At 70.6% G+C, this 17,449-nt stretch carries 17 protein-coding genes; 1 reads left to right on the top strand and 16 read right to left on the bottom strand.

What is annotated here, in order from left to right:
- Nucleotides 1-3: 3 nt before the first annotated feature.
- On the top strand, nucleotides 4-957 hold the full coding sequence (locus ACIRF8_RS29030; protein WP_404219445.1) for a pseudouridine synthase: 954 nt from the start codon (nucleotides 4-6) through the stop codon (nucleotides 955-957).
- On the opposite strand, the gene ACIRF8_RS29025 is transcribed toward ACIRF8_RS29030, so the two are convergent.
- From ACIRF8_RS29025 to ACIRF8_RS28950, 16 genes are all read right to left on the bottom strand, one after another.
- Complete coding sequence (locus ACIRF8_RS29025) at nucleotides 951-2,468, bottom strand: cytochrome P450 (RefSeq protein ID WP_404219443.1); 1,518 nt, start codon at nucleotides 2,466-2,468, stop codon at nucleotides 951-953. The genes ACIRF8_RS29030 and ACIRF8_RS29025 overlap by 7 nt on opposite strands.
- Before the next feature lie 50 nt (nucleotides 2,469-2,518).
- On the bottom strand, nucleotides 2,519-3,169 hold the full coding sequence (locus tag ACIRF8_RS29020; RefSeq protein ID WP_404219441.1) for a GTP-binding protein: 651 nt from the start codon (nucleotides 3,167-3,169) through the stop codon (nucleotides 2,519-2,521).
- Nucleotides 3,150-3,656: a DUF742 domain-containing protein gene (locus ACIRF8_RS29015; RefSeq protein WP_404219438.1), complete on the bottom strand. Its 507-nt coding sequence runs from the start codon at nucleotides 3,654-3,656 to the stop codon at nucleotides 3,150-3,152. The genes ACIRF8_RS29020 and ACIRF8_RS29015 overlap by 20 nt, the downstream gene beginning before the upstream one ends.
- The gene (locus ACIRF8_RS29010; RefSeq protein WP_404219436.1) at nucleotides 3,653-4,060 is read right to left on the bottom strand and encodes a roadblock/LC7 domain-containing protein; all 408 of its coding nucleotides are present in this window, start codon (nucleotides 4,058-4,060) and stop codon (nucleotides 3,653-3,655) included. The genes ACIRF8_RS29015 and ACIRF8_RS29010 overlap by 4 nt, the downstream gene beginning before the upstream one ends.
- Nucleotides 4,057-5,697, bottom strand: coding sequence for an ATP-binding protein (locus ACIRF8_RS29005; RefSeq protein WP_404219433.1), 1,641 nt, complete (start codon nucleotides 5,695-5,697; stop codon nucleotides 4,057-4,059). Before ACIRF8_RS29005 ends, ACIRF8_RS29010 begins: the two co-directional genes overlap by 4 nt.
- A 349-nt stretch (nucleotides 5,698-6,046) precedes the next feature.
- A complete protein-coding gene (locus ACIRF8_RS29000) occupies nucleotides 6,047-8,857 on the bottom strand; it encodes a DEAD/DEAH box helicase (protein ID WP_404219431.1) in 2,811 nt (936 codons plus the stop codon).
- A gap of 169 nt (nucleotides 8,858-9,026) precedes the next feature.
- A complete protein-coding gene (gene tatC / locus ACIRF8_RS28995) occupies nucleotides 9,027-9,974 on the bottom strand; it encodes a twin-arginine translocase subunit TatC (RefSeq protein WP_404219429.1) in 948 nt (315 codons plus the stop codon).
- A gap of 61 nt (nucleotides 9,975-10,035) precedes the next feature.
- Entirely contained in the window at nucleotides 10,036-10,329 is a 294-nt protein-coding gene (gene tatA / locus ACIRF8_RS28990) for a Sec-independent protein translocase subunit TatA (RefSeq protein ID WP_404219427.1), read from the bottom strand.
- Nucleotides 10,330-10,586: 257 nt separating this feature from the next.
- Complete coding sequence (locus tag ACIRF8_RS28985; RefSeq protein WP_404219425.1) at nucleotides 10,587-10,784, bottom strand: hypothetical protein; 198 nt, start codon at nucleotides 10,782-10,784, stop codon at nucleotides 10,587-10,589.
- Between the two features lie 9 nt (nucleotides 10,785-10,793).
- Entirely contained in the window at nucleotides 10,794-11,039 is a 246-nt protein-coding gene (locus ACIRF8_RS28980) for a hypothetical protein (protein ID WP_404219851.1), read from the bottom strand.
- A 101-nt stretch (nucleotides 11,040-11,140) separates the two neighbouring features.
- Nucleotides 11,141-12,097: a helix-turn-helix transcriptional regulator gene (locus ACIRF8_RS28975; protein WP_404219423.1), complete on the bottom strand. Its 957-nt coding sequence runs from the start codon at nucleotides 12,095-12,097 to the stop codon at nucleotides 11,141-11,143.
- 18 nt (nucleotides 12,098-12,115) lie between these two features.
- Entirely contained in the window at nucleotides 12,116-13,069 is a 954-nt protein-coding gene (locus tag ACIRF8_RS28970; protein ID WP_404219421.1) for a helix-turn-helix transcriptional regulator, read from the bottom strand.
- A gap of 130 nt (nucleotides 13,070-13,199) precedes the next feature.
- Nucleotides 13,200-13,574: an FKBP-type peptidyl-prolyl cis-trans isomerase gene (locus ACIRF8_RS28965; protein ID WP_404219419.1), complete on the bottom strand. Its 375-nt coding sequence runs from the start codon at nucleotides 13,572-13,574 to the stop codon at nucleotides 13,200-13,202.
- A 61-nt stretch (nucleotides 13,575-13,635) separates the two neighbouring features.
- Entirely contained in the window at nucleotides 13,636-14,652 is a 1,017-nt protein-coding gene (locus ACIRF8_RS28960; protein ID WP_404219416.1) for an FKBP-type peptidyl-prolyl cis-trans isomerase, read from the bottom strand.
- 146 nt (nucleotides 14,653-14,798) lie between these two features.
- On the bottom strand, nucleotides 14,799-16,160 hold the full coding sequence (pafA, locus tag ACIRF8_RS28955; RefSeq protein WP_164558827.1) for a Pup--protein ligase: 1,362 nt from the start codon (nucleotides 16,158-16,160) through the stop codon (nucleotides 14,799-14,801).
- Nucleotides 16,161-16,169: 9 nt separating this feature from the next.
- A complete protein-coding gene (locus ACIRF8_RS28950; protein WP_404219414.1) occupies nucleotides 16,170-17,429 on the bottom strand; it encodes an MFS transporter in 1,260 nt (419 codons plus the stop codon).
- Between the last annotated feature and the right edge of the window lie 20 nt (nucleotides 17,430-17,449).

Raw genomic sequence — 17,449 nt, 5'->3', positions numbered from 1 at the left:
TCGATGAGACACCGCAGGCGCCGCACCCCGCCCTCCCCGCTCCCCCAGCGAGACGGCATCGATCCCGTACGCGTCCGGCTGCCCGTGGACGGGGCCGGGACCTGGGACACCGTGCGGGACCATCTGGTGGCCCGTCTCGCCGCCCCTGGGGGCACGGTCGACTCGATGATCGCCGAGGGCGGGATCGTCGGCCCGGACGGCGCCCCCGTCACCCCGCTCACGCCCTACGTCCCCGGCAGTCACGTCTGGTTCCACCGGGACCTGGCCCCCGAGACCCCCGTCCCGTTCCCCGTCGACATCGTCCACCGCGACGACCACGTCCTCGTCGCCGACAAGCCGCACTTCCTCGCCACCACGCCCCGCGGCAGCCACATCGCCGAGACCGCGCTGGCCCGGCTGCGGCGGGCGTCGGGCATCGAGGCGCTGAGCCCGGCCCACCGCCTCGACCGGCTGACCGCGGGGCTCGTGCTGTTCGTCGTACGGCCCGAGGAGCGGGGCGCGTACCAGACCCTGTTCCGGGACCGGCTGGTCGACAAGGAGTACGAGGCCGTGGCCTGCCACGACCCGGACGTCGCGCTGCCCGCCACCGTCCGCAGCAGGATCGAGAAGGACCGGGGCGTCCTCACCGCGCACGAGGTCCCGGGCGGCGAACCCAACGCGGTCAGCGACATCCGGCTGGAGGACACCAGGGGGCGCCTCGGCCGCTACCGCCTCAAGCCCCGCACCGGCCGCACCCATCAACTGCGCGTGCACATGAGCGGCCTGGGCCTGCCGATCCTCGGCGACCCTCTCTACCCGCGGATCGCCGACCCGGCCGCGCCCGACGACTTCCGCAGGCCCCTGCAACTGCTCGCCCGCTCCCTGGAGTTCAGGGACCCGGTGACCGGTGAGGAGCGCCGGTTCGTGAGCGGGCGACGGTTGGGGGCCTGGGAGTCGTACGAGAGCTGGGATCAGTAGCCGCGCCACCACCGAAGGAAGCGCTGCCAGGCACCGGGGGCCCGCACCCCGTCGGTGCCGGCGGGAGCCCCGACGGGCTCGGCCTGCGCGGGCACGTCCGGCGTCGCGGTCGCGGCCGGCGCCGGGGCGGGCACGGGCGAGGGCGCGGCCGAGGAGACCTGCCAGTCGGGCCGCGGCGGCGGCACCATGCTGGGCTTGGTGATGATGTCCTGCTGCGCCCGCGGCGTGAACGACACGGGCAGCGCGACGAGGTGCTGCGACAGGATGGTCGACCGCCACGTCAACTGGCTCTCGTCCACCGAGAGTTCGGCGTCGGGCAGCCGCATGAGGAACGCGTCGACGCCGATGTCGGCGATGGCGCGCCCGATGTCCTGGCCGGGGCACTCGTGCGGGCCGCCGCCGAACGCGAGGTGGGAGCGGTTGCCCATCATGTGCTCGGTGGGATCGGGCCGCACGGCCGGGTCGACGTTCCCCGGCGCGATGCCGAAGATCAGGCCGTCCCCGGCGCGGATGTGCTGGCCGCCCAGCTCGGTGTCGACCTTGGCGAAGTAGCCGACCATGGCGCTGAAGGGCGGCTCGTCCCACAGCGACTGCTCGACGGCCTCGGGCACCGTCATCTGCCCGCCGTTGAGCTGGGCGCGGAAGCGCGGGTCGGTGAGCACGGTGCGCAGCACGTTGGCGATGAGGTTGGCCGTGGCCTCGTACGCCGCGATGAGGACGAGCCGCAGGTGCTGGCCCACCTCGTCGTCGGTGAGGGCGGCGGGGGCGGCGATGAGGCGGCTGGTGAAATCGTCCTCGGGGGTGGCCCGGCGGCGGGCGGTGAGCTCCATGAGGACGCCCATGATGTATTCGTTGCTGGCGATCGCCGTCTCGGTGCCCTTGATCATGTCGCGGGCGGCCTGCACGAAACGCTCGCTGTAGGCCTCGGGGGCGCCGAGGATGTCCAGCATCACCTTCATCGGCAGATGCTCGGCGAACTCGCTGACGATGTCGCACTCGCCGCGCTCGGAGAAACGGTTGATGATCTCCTGGCACGCCTTGTTGATGACGCGCCGCAGACTGCGGTGATCGATGATCTCCAGGGCCTGGGTGACGGCGCCGCGCAGCCGCAGGTGCTCCGGGCCCTCGGCCATGGAGCAGATCGGCTGCCAGCCGAAGACCGGGGCGAGCGGGTGGGTGGGCTTGACGGTGCCGTTCTTCAGGGCGGTCCAGTTGCGGGCGTCCCGGTTGAAGTGCGCGGTGGAGCGCACCATGTGCAGGTTCTCGCCGTGGCCGAGCACCGCCCACATGCGAACGTCGTCATGGATCAGCGCCGGGGCCACCGGGCCGTGTTCGGCGCGCAGCTTCTCGTAGACGGCCGGAAGATCCGCATCGGCCTCGGGGCCGTAGAGCCGGCGCAGCCCGTCGGGGCCGAGGGCGTGCGCGGGGCAGCCCGGCGGCGGGCCGAGCGAGGGGTCCCCGGGAGCGTCGAGGCCGGTGGACGGCTGGGAGGGCTGGGAGGGAGGCGTCACGGTGCTGCTCCGGTGGTGGGGGTCGACTGGTCGAGCGGTTCGCCGGCTGCTCAGGCGCGCTGGAGCGCCATCTCGTGCAGGTACCGCATGAGGGTCACGAGGACGTCGCGGCTGGAGGCCCTGCGGCGTGCGTCGCATTCGATGATCGGGACGTGCGCGTCGAGGTCGAGCGCCTCGCGCAGTTCGTCCGTGGGGTAGGTGGGGCCGTCGGGGAAGGTGTTGTTGGCGATGACGAACGGGACGCCGCGCTCCTCCAGGCGGCCGATGACGTCGAAGCTCACTTCGAGCCGACGCGTGTCGATGAGGACGACGGCGCCGAGCGCACCCTCGAACAGCCCGTTCCACAGGAACCAGAAGCGCTCCTGGCCCGGCGTCCCGAACAGGTAGAGGACGAGCTCGTCGGTGATGCCGATGCGTCCGAAGTCCATCGCCACGGTGGTGGCGGTCTTGGTCTCGGAGCCGTAGTTGTCGTCGACGCCGATGCCCGCCTGCGTCATGGTCTCTTCGGTGGTGAGCGGGCGGATCTCGCTGACGGAGCCCACCATCGTGGTCTTGCCGACGCCGAAACCGCCCACGATGACGATCTTCACCGCGGAGGTGACCGTCTCGGGCATCCGGTCCTCGGCCCGCGGGCCGGGGATGTGCACGCCGCCCGCCGCCATGTCCGTGGCGCCGATGGCGTCAGAGCTTCTGTAGTCCATGCATCACCGCTTCGAGGAGGGAACGGTCCGCGACGGCGCCCCGGATCACCGGCGCGCGCGACTGGACGAGTTCGGCCGCGAGGAGCTCGCCGAGCAGCACGGTGACCACGCTGAACGGCAGATTGAGGTAGGCCGAGATCTCGGCCGTGGACAGGGGCGTCCGGCACATGCGCAGGACGGCGGCCTGCTCGGGTGGCGCCGAGGCCGGAGGGTCGGCCCGCGCCACGATCAGGGTGACCAGGTCGAGCGTCGCGCGCTCGGCGCCGTCGGTGCCGCCGGTGATGACGTAGAGCCGCTCGGGGTCCCGGGGGTCCTTGGGCCCCTCGCCGCCTCTGCTGTCTCCGCCGTCTCCACTGTTCCTGGCGCCCTTGCCGTCCTGCGGGTTTCCGGGATGCCGGGCCTCCTTGGGGGCCTTGGCCGAGCGGCGCGCGCGCCGGGGAGGCGGTTCTTCTTCTCGGAACGGGGGTTCGAGGGGGCGAGGAGTCATACGGTCTGGCCATTGCGTCGGGGCGGACTGGTCAGGTGGGCGCCGATCCGGATGACGAGGTCGCGCATCTGGTGGCTGATGAGCCCCGCGTCGACGTACGGATCGGCGAGGACGGCGAGATACGCGCCCTTGCCCGCGGCCATCAGGTAGAAGAAGCCGCCGTCGACCTCGATGATGACCATGTTCATCTTGCCGTTGCTCTCCGGGATCTCGGAGGCGACGGCGGACGCGAGGGACTGAAGTCCCGCGCAGGCGGCGGCGATCCGGTCGGCGCCGTCGGGCTCGCCGCCGAACCGGGCGATGCGCAGCCCGTCGGCGGAGAGCACCACCACCTGGCGCACATTGGGCACGCCGTCGGCGAGCTCCTTGAGCATCCAGTCGAAATTGGCGCGTTGCTGGATCACTGGTGGTCTCCCTCGTCGACCTGCTGGTTGTACGCGTCGTCGTGCGGCTTGTCCGCGCCCGCTGCCGGGCCGCCGCCCTCCTCGGGCTTGAGGCCGTTCATGAACGCCTCGACCCACAGGCCGGGTTCGGGCTGCGCCGGACGCTCGTGCTCCGGCTCGGCGCCGGGCCCCGGCACGGGGGCGGCGGGCGCCGGGGCGCTTCGGCCGGTGCCGGACCCGGGGGGCGTCGTCAGATCCGGATGGCGCGGCGTCACGATGATCTGGTTCTCGATGACCTTCGTGTCGACCTTCCTGCGACGCTGGGGCAGCCCGTTGGCCCGCCACTCCGTGACCACGGGGACGTCGTCCTCCATCGCGACGAGCGGGTCGGAGGGGCGCGGTCCCGTGGTGGGACGGCGCGTCTTCTTCAGCCGCGGCTCTTCCTTGATCGGTACGCCGTTGTGGTCGACGCGCGGGACGGCGGAGGCGCCGATGCCGTGGGCGAGGCCGGGCGCGGGGCCGGTGCTCATCATGTCCCGGGGCACGACGAGGACGGCGCGCACACCTCCGTACGCGGACTGGCGCAGCGAGATCTGCATGTCGTACATCGAGCAGAGCCGGCCGACGATGGCGAGACCGAGGCGCGGGTTCTCCCCGAGGTCGTTGAGGTCGATGCCGGACTTGGCCTTGTCGAGCATCCGCTCCGCCCTGGCGCGCTGCTCCTCGCTGAGGCTGACGCCGCCGTCCTCGATCTCGATGGCGATGCCGGTCTGCACCTCGACGGCGGTGACGTGCACGCGGGTCTGCGGCGGCGAGTAGCGGGTGGCGTTGTCCAGGAGTTCGGCGCAGGCGTGGATGAGGGGCTCGACGGAGACGCCCCTGATGGCCACGTCGCAGATGGCGTGCAGATCGATGCGCGGGTACTCCAGGATGCGCGACATGGCGCCGCGCAGCACGCTGTAGAGCCGGACGGGCTGGGGCCACTGGCGGCCGGGGCGGGCGTTGCCGAGGACGGTGACGGAGTCGGCGAGGCGGCCGATCAGGGCGGTGCCGTGGTCGATGCGCAGGAGGTCGTCGAAGACCTCGGGGTTGCGGCCGTGGTCCTCCTCCATCTCACGCAGTTCCTGGGCCTGTTTGTGCACGATGGCCTGGACGCGGCGGGCGACGGAGACGAAGGCCCGCTGCGCGGCGTCGCGCATGGACTCCTCGGTGTCGATCTCCTTCAGGGCCATGCGGACGAGTTCGCGCTCGCCCTGCGTGATGTCGCGGAAGGCCGGCTCGGACTCCCAGGCGTTGCGGACCGCCTCCTTGGGGTTGTCACCCGTGCGCATCCGGTACAGGGCGTGCGGCAGGAACTCCTTGGCGACGCGCATGGTCCGCTGTTCCTGGGCGGCGATGCGGGCCTCCAGGTCGGCGACGTGCCGCGCGTACTGGGCGCGCAGCCCCTTGACGAGGCGACCGCGCCGGACGGCCTCGGCCGCGACCGCGACCACCAGGAGCGTGCCGAGCGCGCCGCACAGGGTGACGGCGAGCCGCGCGGGCTCGGTGACCAGGGCGACGGCCGCTCCGGTGGCGGCGGCCATGACCATGGCGGGCAGCAACAGCACGCGTGTGTAGGGGACTTCTCGGCCACCGGGAGGCGATTGAACACTCACCATGTATGCCCTCTGAACGGTCGGGTCGGGGAAGTTTGCGACGGTTCGCAGCGCTTGGTTCCGGGGATCAATGCGAATCATCGACGCATGGGGGAACAAGCGCCCGAATACATCTCAACTCGGTGCGCTGCGGGCGAGCTTAGTCCGACCGGATCATCGCCGAGTCATATTCGGCAACCCTCTGAAATCGCTCCCGGAGAGGCATACACTCGCTCCCATTTGCACGCTGGGCTCCGATTCGAACACGTGGAGTGAGCGCGTCCGGACATCCGAACTCCCGCGCGACGACAGCACGAGAAAGGGCCCGGGACCATCCGGTCCCGGGCCCTGCTCCCTCTGCTCCTGTGCCGTCTCAGCCGACCGACGAGTAGGCCACGACCCCGCGCAGCAGGCCGTCCACGGCCTTGCGCGCATTGCGGGCCACCGTCGAGGACCCGTCGCGGGGCGCCGCCGCCGCGATCTGCCCCAGGACGTCGATGACCTGCTTGCACCAGCGGACGAAGTCACCGGCCGGCATCTCCGCCTCCCGCAGCACCTCGTCGAGGCCCTTGCCGGACGCCCACTGGTACGCGGCCCAGGCGAACCCGAGATCGGGCTCGCGCTGGCCGACCCCCTCGGCCTGGCTGATCCGGAACTCCTCCTCCAGGGCGTCGAGCCGACCCCAGATCCGCACCATCTCGCCCAGCGCCGCCTTCGCCTTGCCCGAGGGCACCTTGGGCGCGAGCGCGTCGTCGGAGGCCCGCGCCTCGAACACCAACGCCGAGACGCACGCGGCCAGTTCGGCCGGGTTCAGGTCCTCCCAGACGCCGTCGCGCAGGCACTCGCTCGCCAGCAGGTCCAGCTCGCCATAGAGCCGCGCGAGCCGCTTGCCGTGCTCGGTGACCTCGTCGCCGCGCAGGTAGTCCATCTCCGTCAGCAGCTTCACGATCCGGTCGAAGGTGCGCGCGATCGTGTTCGTGCGGCCCTCGATCCGGCGCTCCAACTGCGCGGTGTCCCGGCGCAGCCGGTGGTAGCGCTCGGCCCAGCGGGCATGGTCCTCGCGCTCGGAGCAGCCGTGACAGGGGTGGGCCCGCAGCTCGGCGCGCAGCCGCGCGATCTCCCGGTCGTCGGCGGCCGGCGCCCGGCCCTTCCTGTGCCGGTCGGGCACGATGTGGCCGGCCTTGGTGCGCAGCGCCGACGCCAGGTCGCGGCGGGACTGCGGGGAGCGCGGGTTGAACGACTTCGGGATCCGCATCCGCTCCAGCGCCTCCACGGGCACCGGGAAGTCGATCGACGCCAGCCGCTTGACCTGCCGCTCCGCGGTCAGCACCAGGGGCCGGGGTCCGTCATGGTGCTCGAACCCGCGGTGCCCGTTGGACCGCCCGGCCGGGATCCCGGGGTCGAGCACGAGCGCGAGCCCCGCGAACTTGCCCGTCGGTACGTGGATGACGTCACCGGGCTTCAGCTTCTCCAACGCCGCGGCCGCCTGCACCCGACGCTGCGCCGCGCCCTGCTTGGCCAGCTCCGTCTCGCGGTCCTTCAGCTCGCGCCGCAGCCGCGCGTACTCCTCGAAGTCGCCGAGGTGGCAGGTCATGGACTCCTTGTAGCCCTCCAGACCCTCCTCGTTCTTCTGGACCTGCCGCGAGATCCCGACCACCGACTTGTCGGCCTGGAACTGTGCGAACGAGGTCTCCAGAAGCTCGCGCGAGCGGTGCCGGCCGAACTGCTCGACCAGGTTGACCGCCATGTTGTACGACGGCTTGAAGCTCGACCGGAGCGGATACGTACGCGTCCCCGCGAGCCCCGCCAGGTGCTCCGGGCTGAAACCGCGCTGCCACAGCACGACGGCATGGCCCTCGACATCGATGCCACGGCGCCCGGCGCGCCCCGTCAACTGCGTGTACTCGCCCGGGGTGATGTCGGCGTGCTGCTCCCCGTTCCACTTGACGAGCTTCTCCAGCACCACCGACCTGGCCGGCATGTTGATCCCGAGGGCGAGCGTCTCCGTGGCGAAGACGGCCTTCACGAGGCCGCGCACGAACAGCTCCTCCACGATCTCCTTGAAGGTCGGCAGCATGCCCGCATGGTGGGCGGCGATGCCGCGCTCGGCCCCTTCGAGGAACTCGTAGTACCCGAGGACGTGCAGGTCCTCGTCGGGGATGGAGGCCGTGCGCGCCTCGACGATCCGGCGGACCTCGGCCCGCGCGTCCTCGTCGTTGAGCCGCAGCCCCGCGAACAGGCACTGCTGCACCGCCGCCTCGCACGCGGCGCGGCTGAAGATGAAGGTGATGGCGGGCAGCAGCCCCGCGGCGTCGAGCCGCTCGATGACCTCGGGGCGGCCCGGCGTCCAGATCCGGGAGCGCTGGCGCCGCTCTCGCTCGCGGTCGGCCTCGCGCATGGCGCGCCCGCGCCGCCGGTCCTGGTACGAGGGGCGGCTCGCCTCCATGCGCGCCATCCGCGTCAGGTCGGGGTTGACCGCCTTCTTGCTGCCCTCGCCCTCCTCGAAGAGGTCGTACATGCGGCGTCCGGCGAGCACGTGCTGGAACAGCGGCACGGGCCGGTGCTCGGAGACGATCACCTCGGTGTCGCCGCGCACGGTGTCGAGCCAGTCGCCGAACTCCTCCGCGTTCGACACCGTGGCCGACAGGGAGACCAGCGTCACGGACTCCTGGAGGTGGATGATCACCTCTTCCCACACGGCGCCCCGGAAGCGGTCGGAGAGGTAGTGCACCTCGTCCATGACCACGTAGCCGAGATTGACCAGCGACTGCGAGCCCGCGTACAGCATGTTGCGCAGCACCTCGGTGGTCATCACGACCACGGGCGCGTCACTGTTCACACTGTTGTCGCCGGTCAGCAGGCCGACCTTGTCGGCGCCGTAGCGCTTGGCGAGGTCCTGGTACTTCTGGTTGGACAACGCCTTGATCGGCGTCGTGTAGAAGCACTTCTTGCCCTGCTTCAGGGCGAGGTGGACGGCGAACTCGCCGACGATCGTCTTGCCCGATCCGGTGGGCGCGGCCACCAGGACGCCCTTGCCCGCCTCGAGCGCCTGGCACGCCTCGATCTGGAAGGGGTCGAGGCCGAAGTCGTACATCTCGCGGAAGTCAGCGAGCGCGGTGGCCTGCTCTGCGGCCCGCCGACGGGCTGCCGCATACCGCTCGGCCGGGGAGAGGTCCTCTGTCATCGTGCTTTCGAGCCTACCGGCCCCCACTGACAACGGACGATCATTATCCGCTAAGCCCCCCGGCGAGGGGCCGGTGCCCCGCATCGGGGACACCGGCCGCTCCCGCGATCCCTACCAGTTCCGCGGACACGCCTCACGTCGGTGCGCGGGACCCCGCACACGACTCTGCCTACGTGAAGTCGTCGTAATTGTCGGCCCGGCCGCGCTCGCTGGTCGCCTGCTGCGGGACCCCCGGGCTCGCGCGAACCGGCTCGACCTCGGCGATCTCCTCGGGAGTCAGGTCCAGCTCGGAAGCCTCGTCATCGGCGGGCCCTGCCGCCTCGATGCGCGCACGCCGTCGGTCGTTGATCAACGCGATGCCCGTGGCACCGAAGTACATGATCCAAATGGGGCCCGCGAGCGCCAGCATGGAGATGGGGTCGGTGCTGGGCGTGGCGATCGCCGCGAACAGCGTGATGGCCATGATCATGCCGCGCCACCAGCCGGCCATCTTCTTGCCCGAGAGCACGCCGCCGAAGTTCAGCATGACCAGGACCAAGGGCAGCTCGAAGGCGAGTCCGAAGACGACGATCATCCGCATGATCAACTGCAGGAGTTCGTCGAGAGGCAACTGGTTGTCGCTCCCGATGATCGAGAACTCCAGCATCACCTTGGCCATCTTCGGCAGCGACCAGTACGCGAAGTACGACCCCATGAGGAACAGCGGGAAGCCCGCGGCCACGAAAGCGAGGCTGTACTTCTTCTCGTGCCGGTGGAGACCCGGAGCGATGAAACCCCAGAGCTGATACAGCCAGATCGGTGCCGCCAGCACCACACCCGATGACAGCGAGACAGTGAGTGCGAGGGTGAACGGACTCAGGAGGCCGTTCTGCACGATGCGCGCACATTGACTGTCGCTGGTGTTCAGTTCGGCGAAGCTGTGCTCACAGCCCACGGCCTGGAGGATGGGGTCCGTGAAGAACTGGATGATGTCCTTGTAGAAGAAGGCCGCGATCACTGTCGTGACGATGATGGCCAGAAGGCTCTTGACGAGCCGGTTGCGCAGTTCACGCAGGTGCTCCGCGAGCGGCATCCGCCCCTCGGGGTCCTTTTCCTCTTTGCGGGCAGGCTTGAGCAACCCACGTCCTCATCTCGTGCGACAGGCCGCCATGGCGGGACGACCTTGGATCAGCTCTTGATCAGCCCTGCGTGGTCCGACTGGTCTGCTCCGTCGAGGGGCGCGAGCTGGTCACATCGCCCGGGGCCGCCTGGATGGTGCGCGGCGCGGGCGGCTGCTCGTCCTGTCGCGGCGGGTCGGCCGGGGCGGCGGAGGTGTCCTTGCCTTCACTCTTCATCGCCTTGGCCTCGCTCTTCAGGATGCGAGCGGACTTGCCGAGCGAGCGCGCCATGTCCGGAAGCTTCTTCGCGCCGAACAGCAGGATGATGACGACGAGGATCAGAATGATCTCGGGTGCGCCGAGCTTTCCGAACATATGCGTTTACCTTCTCACTGAGGCGGCAGGGGCGGGACTGCCGGTACCGATCGGACTTCGGACTGTTGTCCGACCACCGTGCTGGCAGCGATCGTATCCCGTGGGGGTGAACAGGGGGCAATCCCTCTGCGTACTCCCCGTTGCGACCGGCGCCTCACTCCCGGGCCGCCTAAGGGAGCGTACCCGCCCGGCCCCGGCGTCGGACAGGCCACGGCGGTAAAGCGCTTTCCATCCCGTAGCGCACGACGGCGACCTATTCACAGGGTTTCGCCGCCCGCCTTCGCGACGCTCACCGCGGCCCGCTCCAGCTCCTCGGCCGCGCGGTTGATCTGCTGGGTGGTGGCGGCGACTTGACGCCCGAGACGCTGTGCCTCGACGAACACCTTGATCGCGAAGACGGCCAGTACGGCAAGTCCCACGAAACCCAACGCCACGGCCAGCATCGCCCAGAACATGCGCCGAGCCTAGACGGTCTGGTGGAGGCGGAGCGTGCGGACCCCGCCACCGGTGAGGAGTTCGACGATGCGCTCGCCCGCGGGCTTGCGGACGGCGGCGTCGCACTCGGGGCAGGTGAAGGAGTAGAAGGTGGTGCGCCTGCTGGCGCCGATCGCCAACCGGATCGCGGACGCGGCCAGTTCGAAGCGGGCGCGGCAGTCCGGGCAGGCGGCCTTGAAGACGACGGGCGCCGGGGCGGCGACCCGGGCGGACATCGCGGCGATATCAGTGAAACCGGCCACACTTGTCATTCTGTCCACCTCGCACCTTTCATCCGTTATGCGCCGTACATCCCCATCAGGGGTGTCCCGCTCCGTCACGCGGCCCCGTCGTACGCGGCCAGTGCCTCGCGCGCCGCGTCCCGCGCGCTCGCGGCCAGCTCGGCAGGGGAGACGATGTGCCCGTCCCTGCCGAGGCGCAGCGCGAGCCGGCGCAGCGAGGACGGCTCGGGCGTGCGCAGGGTGATCCGCAGTCCGCCGTCCGGCAGTTCCTCCGCGCTGTCGTGCGGGTAGTACTCGGCGACCCAGCGCCCGCCGGGCCCGACCTCGACGACGACCTCCGGGTCCTCGGCCGCGGGCTGCACCAGCCCCTCGGACAGATCGCGCAGTTCCACCTGGGGCGGGGCGGCGGCCTCGTCCAGGACCCGGATCTCGGCGACCCGGTCGAGCCGGAACGTGCGCCGCGCCTCGGACCTGCGGCACCACGCCTCGACGTAGGTGTGGCCGACGCTGACCAGCCGGATCGGATCGATCTCCCGCTCGGTGACCTCGTCACGCGCGGGCGAGTAGTAGCGGATCCACAGGCGGCGCCGCTCGGAGATCGCGCGGTCGACGTCCGCGAAGACGCCGCCCTCGGACTCGAAGGTGACGTTCAGGCGGGCGCTCGCGCTCGCCACCTCACCGGCCGCCGTCTCCAGCTTCGCGGTCGCGCGCAGCAGGGCGAGGCGGTCGCTCTCGCGCAGCCCCGGCAGCGTGGCCACCGCGCGGGCGGCCACCAGGAGCGCGGTCGCCTCGTCGGCGGCGATCCGCAACGGCTCGGCGACGTCGTCGGGGTTGTGCCACCAGATGCGGTCCCCGTCGGTGTCGATGTCGAGGAGGTCGCCGCCGCGGAAGCTCGTGCCGCACAGCGGCAGGACGTCCAGGTCGGAGATCAGCTCGTCCTCGGTGATGCCGAAGGCCCGGGCGACGTCCTCGACACGGGCGCCGGGGCGCTCGCGCAGATACGTCACCAGCGACAGCATCCGGCGGGTCTGGTCAATGGCGTTGGAAGCCATGCTCCTGCGTTCTCCCCCTCAGCCCTTGGCCACGGCGCGCAGCCGGTCCACGACATCGGCCCGCAGCTCCGCGGGCTCCAGCACGACCACGTCGGGGCCGAACTCCACGAGCCAGGCGTCGAGCCCGTGCCCGTACGGGATCTCCAACTCGTCCCAGCCGTCGCCCAGTTCCCGTACGGAGACGGCCTTGGCGCGCAGCGGGTAGCCCGCGCCCGTGCGCAGCCTGATCAGCGCGGAGCGCGTGGCGCTCTCCCCCGCCCAGCTCGCGACGGTCTCCCGCACGGTCACCACGTCCGGCACCGGCGCCGTGAACGTGCCGGCGCGCGAGCGGACCTTGCCGGTGATCCGGGACAGCCGGAAGACGCGCTCGGCCTCCCGGTCGCGGTCCCAGCCCGCCAGGTACCAGTGGCCGCGCCAGCACTCCAGCGCCCAGGGCTCGACGTGCCGGGGCGCGGGCCGTGCGGCGGTCGCCTTGCGGTAGTCGAAGACGACGGGGCGCCGGTCGCGGCAGGCCAGCATCAGCGGCTCGAAGGAGGCCTCGTGGACGGGGATACGGGGTTCGAGCGCGCCGTGGCTCTCGTACGGGTCCACGTCCTCCGGCATCCCGGCGGCGCGCAGCTTCTGGAGCGCGCCGCTGGCGGCACCGGCCAGCCGGGCCTGCTGCCAGACCTTCGCGGCGAGACCGAGCGCGGCGGCCTCCTCGCCGTCGAACGTGACGGGCGGCAGGCGGTTGCTGTCGCGGCGGGCGAGGTAGCCGACCTCGCCGTCCAGGTTCTCCACGGTCTCGATGACCAGGCCGAGCTCGCGCAGGTCGTCCTTGTCGCGCTCGAACATGCGGTTGAAGGAGTCGTCGCTGCCCGCCTCCAGGTAGGCCTCGATGGACTCCCGCAGCTCGCGCTTGCTGAGTGGCCGCCGGGTCCCGAGCAGACACAGCGCCAGATTCATCAGCCGCTCGGCCTTGGCAATGGCCATCGACGCCCTTTCCTCATGTTGCTCCCGACGGATGACCGTACCGCTCGGGGGTGTACCGGCAAAAGCCGAGGGCCCATGCCTGGCAGGCACGGGCCCTCGGATGACCGCTTGCGGTCGATGTGCGACGGTCTCAGACGGAGATCAGGTCACAGACGAAGATCAGCGTCTCGCCGGGGGCGATGCGGCCGCCGCCGGCGCCGCGGTCGCCGTAGGCGAGGTGGGCGGGGATGGTCAGCCGGCGACGGCCGCCGACCTTCATGCCCTGGAGGCCCTTGTCCCAGCCCTGGATGACCTGGCCGCCACCGAGCTGGAACTGGAGCGGGGTGCCGCGGTTCCAGGAGGCGTCGAACTCCTCACCGGTGGAGAAGGCCACGCCCACGTAGTGCACGGAGACGGTGTCGCCCGCCTTCGCCTCGGGGCCGTCGCCCTCCCAGAGGTCCACGATCTCCAGGTCCGTGGGGGCCGGGCCCTCGGGGAAGTCGATCTCCGGCTTGTCGATGCTCACGTGTAGTGCTCCTGCTTGTTGACGGTTGGGCAACCGGGACAGTCTGCCATTTCTCCGGCGGTCAGTGCGCGGCGAGGATGTCGACCACGAAGACCAGCGTCGAGTTGGCCGGCAGGGTCGCGCCCTTGGCCTCCTTGCCGTACGCCTGGTCGGCCGGGATCACCAGGAGGACCCGGTCGCCGACGTGCTTGCCGACGATGCCGGTGTCCCAGCCCTTGATGACCTGGCCCTGGCCGATGGCGGTCGAGAACGGCTGGCCCGTCTTCCAGGAGGAGTCGAACAGCTCGGCCTTCTCCTTGCCCTCGTTCGGCTTCCACGCGGCACCGCTGTACTGCATCGTGACCCGCTGGCCGCTCTTGACCTCGGCGCCCTTGCCCTTGATCAGGACCTGGTCGACGAGCTTCTTCGGCGGGTCGTTCTTGGGCACGGAGATCGTGGCCGGCTCCTCCTTGTCGGCCTTGATCTGCGGAAGGTTCGAGGGGATCGGGGCCTGCGTGCCCTCGGCCTTCTTCGGGATCACCTTGCCGACGTCGACGGCGAAGACGAGCGTGTCCGTGGCACCGATGCCGACCTGCGGGTTGCCCTGGGCACCGAAGCCCGCCGCCGGGGGCGCCACGACGAGGACCCGGCTGCCCTCCTTCTGCCCGATCACGGCCTGCGCGAAGGCGGGGAGCTGGCCCTTCCCGCCCGCGGTCACCATCTGGTCGCCGCCGCCCTGCTTGCCGTAGGTGTCGCCGAGGTCCTTGCCGCCCTTCCAGAGCTTGCCGGTGAAGTTCATCGACACGAGGTCGTTCTTCTTCACCTGCGCGCCGTCGCCCTCGGAGAGCGTGTGCACGACGAACTTGCCGCTCGGGTCGCCCTTGGGGAGCGTGATCGTCGCCTTCTTGCCGACGGGGCCGCTCACCTTCGGCATCGGGTTCGCGGCGTCGACCGGCTCGGGCACCTCGGCCGCCTTGGGCGACGCGGACGAGGAGTCCGCCTTGTCCGTCGCGTCCTTCTTGCCGTCGTCGCTGCCGCAGGCCGTCGCGGTCAGCGCCAGTGCCGGCACGATCAGTAGAGCTGCAAGTCGGCGTCGCACAATGATCCTCAAGTCGCTCGAGTACGGTTCGGCCACTCTAGGCCCTCCTCCCGCTTTTCCGAGGACGGCCGAAGGGCCTCGTACGAATGATTCGTACAAGGCCCTTCGCGGGATGGGTGGAACCGACAGGAGTGCGCGGACCGCCCCTACATCCCGGCGATCAGCTTCTCCACCCGGTCGTCGACGCTGCGGAACGGATCCTTGCAGAGCACGGTGCGCTGCGCCTGGTCGTTCAGCTTCAGATGGACCCAGTCGACCGTGAAGTCACGGCGCTGTTCCTGGGCCCGGCGGATGAAGTCGCCGCGCAGCCGCGCGCGCGTGGTCTGCGGCGGCACGGACTTGCCCTCGAAGATCTTCAGGTCATTGCAGATCCGGGCGGCCTGTCCCTTCTTCTCCAGCAGGTAGTAGAGGCCCCGGCGGCGGTGGATGTCGTGGTACGCGAGGTCTATCTGCGCGACCCTCGGGTGCGACATGGTCATGTTGTGCTTGGCGCGGTAGCGCTCGATGAGCTTGTACTTCATGACCCAGTCGATCTCGGTGCCGATGCGGTCGAGGTCCTCCGCCTCGATCGCGTCGAGCGTGCGGCCCCACAGTTCGAGGACCTGGTCGACGGTGCCGGTGCGAATGCCCCGGCGCTCCACGAAGTCGACGGCCTTCTCGTAGTACTCGCGCTGCACCTCAAGGGCCGAGGCCTCGCGGCCGCTGGCCAGGCGCACCTTGCGCCGGCCCGTGATGTCGTGGCTGACCTCGCGGATCGCCCGGATCGGGTTCTCCAGGGTCAGGTCGCGCATCACCGTGCCCGCCTCGATCATGCGCAGCACCAGATCGGTGGCGCCGACCTTGAGGAGCATGGTCGTCTCCGACATGTTCGAGTCACCGACGATGACGTGCAGTCGGCGGTAGCGCTCGGCGTCGGCGTGCGGCTCGTCGCGGGTGTTGATGATCGGCCGGGAGCGCGTCGTCGCGGAGCTGACGCCCTCCCAGATGTGCTCGGCGCGCTGGCTCACGCAGTACACGGCACCGCGCGGCGTCTGCAACACCTTGCCCGCGCCGCACAGCAACTGACGGGTGACCAGGAAGGGAATGAGAATGTCCGCGAGGCGCGAGAACTCCCCGTGCCGTGCCACCAGGTAATTCTCGTGGCAGCCGTAGGAGTTTCCCGCCGAGTCGGTGTTGTTCTTGAACAGGTATACGTCGCCTGCGATGCCCTCCTCGTGCAGGCGGCGTTCGGCGTCGACGAGCAGGCCTTCCAGAATGCGCTCGCCCGCTTTGTCGTGGGTGACCAACTCGGTCACGTTGTCGCATTCCGGTGTTGCGTATTCCGGATGCGATCCCACGTCAAGGTAGAGGCGGGCGCCGTTCCGCAGAAAGACATTGCTGCTGCGGCCCCATGACACGACACGGCGGAAGAGGTACCGCGCCACCTCGTCAGGAGACAGGCGGCGCTGTCCCCTGAACGTGCATGTGACGCCGTACTCGTTCTCCAGCCCGAAAATGCGGCGGTCCATGTCTGAACATTACGCCCGATCCACCGAGCTGAAACGGGGTTCGACAGCACGGTTTGGATCATTTTCCGAAGCGGCCTCCCCGGGCCCGGACGTGCGAGGGGCCCGCAGAACCCGCCCGGTGGCCAGGAGTACGAGCAGGGCGAGCGCCCCGGTGGCCGCCGGTACGGCGAACCCCCACCGCGTGCCGCCCCACTCGACGACCGGTCCGGCGACCGCCGTGCCCGCGCTGGCGCCCACCGTGAACGTCGTCACGAGCCAGGAGAACGCCTCCGTCACCGTCCCGCGCGGCGCGTGCCGGTCGACGACGATGAACGCGCAGGCGAGCGACGGCGCCAGGAAGACACCCGCGACCGCGGTGAGCGCCACCATCGCCACCGGTCCCGGCATGAGCGTCAACGGCAGGTAGAACAGCGCCAGCAGGGCCACCAGCAGGCGCAGCCGCTTCTCCGGGGTGCCGCTCCACTGACGCGCGCCGTACACGGAGCCGCCGACGAGCGCGCCGAGCCCGAGCGCCGCCATCATCCAGCCGTAGACCGCGTCGCCGCCGTTGCCGTCCGCGTAGGAGACCCCGGCGACCGTGATGGAGCCGAGTGCGAGCCCGATGAACAGGAACGCGGCGAGCAGCGCGAGCAGGCCCGGTGAGCGCAGCGCGCCCAGCCAGTGGGCCTCGCGCGGCGCGGAGCGCCACGCGCGGGAGGGCCTGGACAGGACGACGGAGAGGGCGCCGAGCACGCCGATGACGTTGAGCACGACCAGCGCGGCCTGCGCCGACCACAGCGACACGCACACGGTCACCAGCAACGGGCCGACGGTGAACATGACTTCCTGCGCGATCGCGTCCATCGCGTACGCCGTGTGCACCTGCTCCTCGCGCGGCAGCACGTTCGGCCACAGCGCCCGCAGGCCGCCTTCCAGCGGCGGCGTGAACAGTCCGGACGCGGCCACCGCGGTGTACGCCCACACCGGTGTGTCGGTGCCGACGCACGCGAAGAGGGTCATGGCGAGCGCCGACAGGACAGCGGCCGGAAGCTGCACCTTCGGCTGGCCGCGCAGGTCGACGAGGCGCCCGAGCAGCGGCTGCCCGATCGCGTTGGCGACGCCGTAGACCGCGGCGAGCGCGCCCGCCAGGCTGTACGAGCCGCCCTCGTCCCGGATGAACAGCACGATGGCGATGGCCGCCGTGGCGTTCGGCAGCCTGCCGACGAGCGTGCCCGTGAGCAGCCGCATCGCGTGCGGCGCCCGGAGGATCTCCGCGTATCCCGCGGCCATCGCCCCGCCTCCCCTCCTGA

Source organism: Streptomyces sp. NPDC102406 (assembly GCF_044765725.1).
Lineage (GTDB): Bacteria > Actinomycetota > Actinomycetes > Streptomycetales > Streptomycetaceae > Streptomyces.
Note: the sequence above shows the minus strand (reverse complement) of the source record. Positions and strands in the feature narration are given on the sequence as shown.

What these genes read in the sequence shown, in the direction of transcription:
- tatA (WP_404219427.1), bottom strand. Translation starts at nt 10,329, where the DNA reads ATGTTCGGAAAGCTCGGCGCACCCGAGATCATTCTGATCCTCGTCGTC.
- ACIRF8_RS29005 (WP_404219433.1), bottom strand. Translation starts at nt 5,697, where the DNA reads ATGGTGAGTGTTCAATCGCCTCCCGGTGGCCGAGAAGTCCCCTACACA.
- pafA (WP_164558827.1), bottom strand. Translation starts at nt 16,160, where the DNA reads ATGGACCGCCGCATTTTCGGGCTGGAGAACGAGTACGGCGTCACATGC.
- ACIRF8_RS28950 (WP_404219414.1), bottom strand. Translation starts at nt 17,429, where the DNA reads ATGGCCGCGGGATACGCGGAGATCCTCCGGGCGCCGCACGCGATGCGG.
- ACIRF8_RS29000 (WP_404219431.1), bottom strand. Translation starts at nt 8,857, where the DNA reads ATGACAGAGGACCTCTCCCCGGCCGAGCGGTATGCGGCAGCCCGTCGG.
- ACIRF8_RS29015 (WP_404219438.1), bottom strand. Translation starts at nt 3,656, where the DNA reads ATGACTCCTCGCCCCCTCGAACCCCCGTTCCGAGAAGAAGAACCGCCT.
- ACIRF8_RS28970 (WP_404219421.1), bottom strand. Translation starts at nt 13,069, where the DNA reads ATGGCCATTGCCAAGGCCGAGCGGCTGATGAATCTGGCGCTGTGTCTG.
- ACIRF8_RS29020 (WP_404219441.1), bottom strand. Translation starts at nt 3,169, where the DNA reads ATGGACTACAGAAGCTCTGACGCCATCGGCGCCACGGACATGGCGGCG.
- ACIRF8_RS28985 (WP_404219425.1), bottom strand. Translation starts at nt 10,784, where the DNA reads ATGTTCTGGGCGATGCTGGCCGTGGCGTTGGGTTTCGTGGGACTTGCC.
- ACIRF8_RS29030 (WP_404219445.1), top strand. Translation starts at nt 4, where the DNA reads ATGAGACACCGCAGGCGCCGCACCCCGCCCTCCCCGCTCCCCCAGCGA.
- ACIRF8_RS28975 (WP_404219423.1), bottom strand. Translation starts at nt 12,097, where the DNA reads ATGGCTTCCAACGCCATTGACCAGACCCGCCGGATGCTGTCGCTGGTG.
- ACIRF8_RS28980 (WP_404219851.1), bottom strand. Translation starts at nt 11,039, where the DNA reads ATGTCCGCCCGGGTCGCCGCCCCGGCGCCCGTCGTCTTCAAGGCCGCC.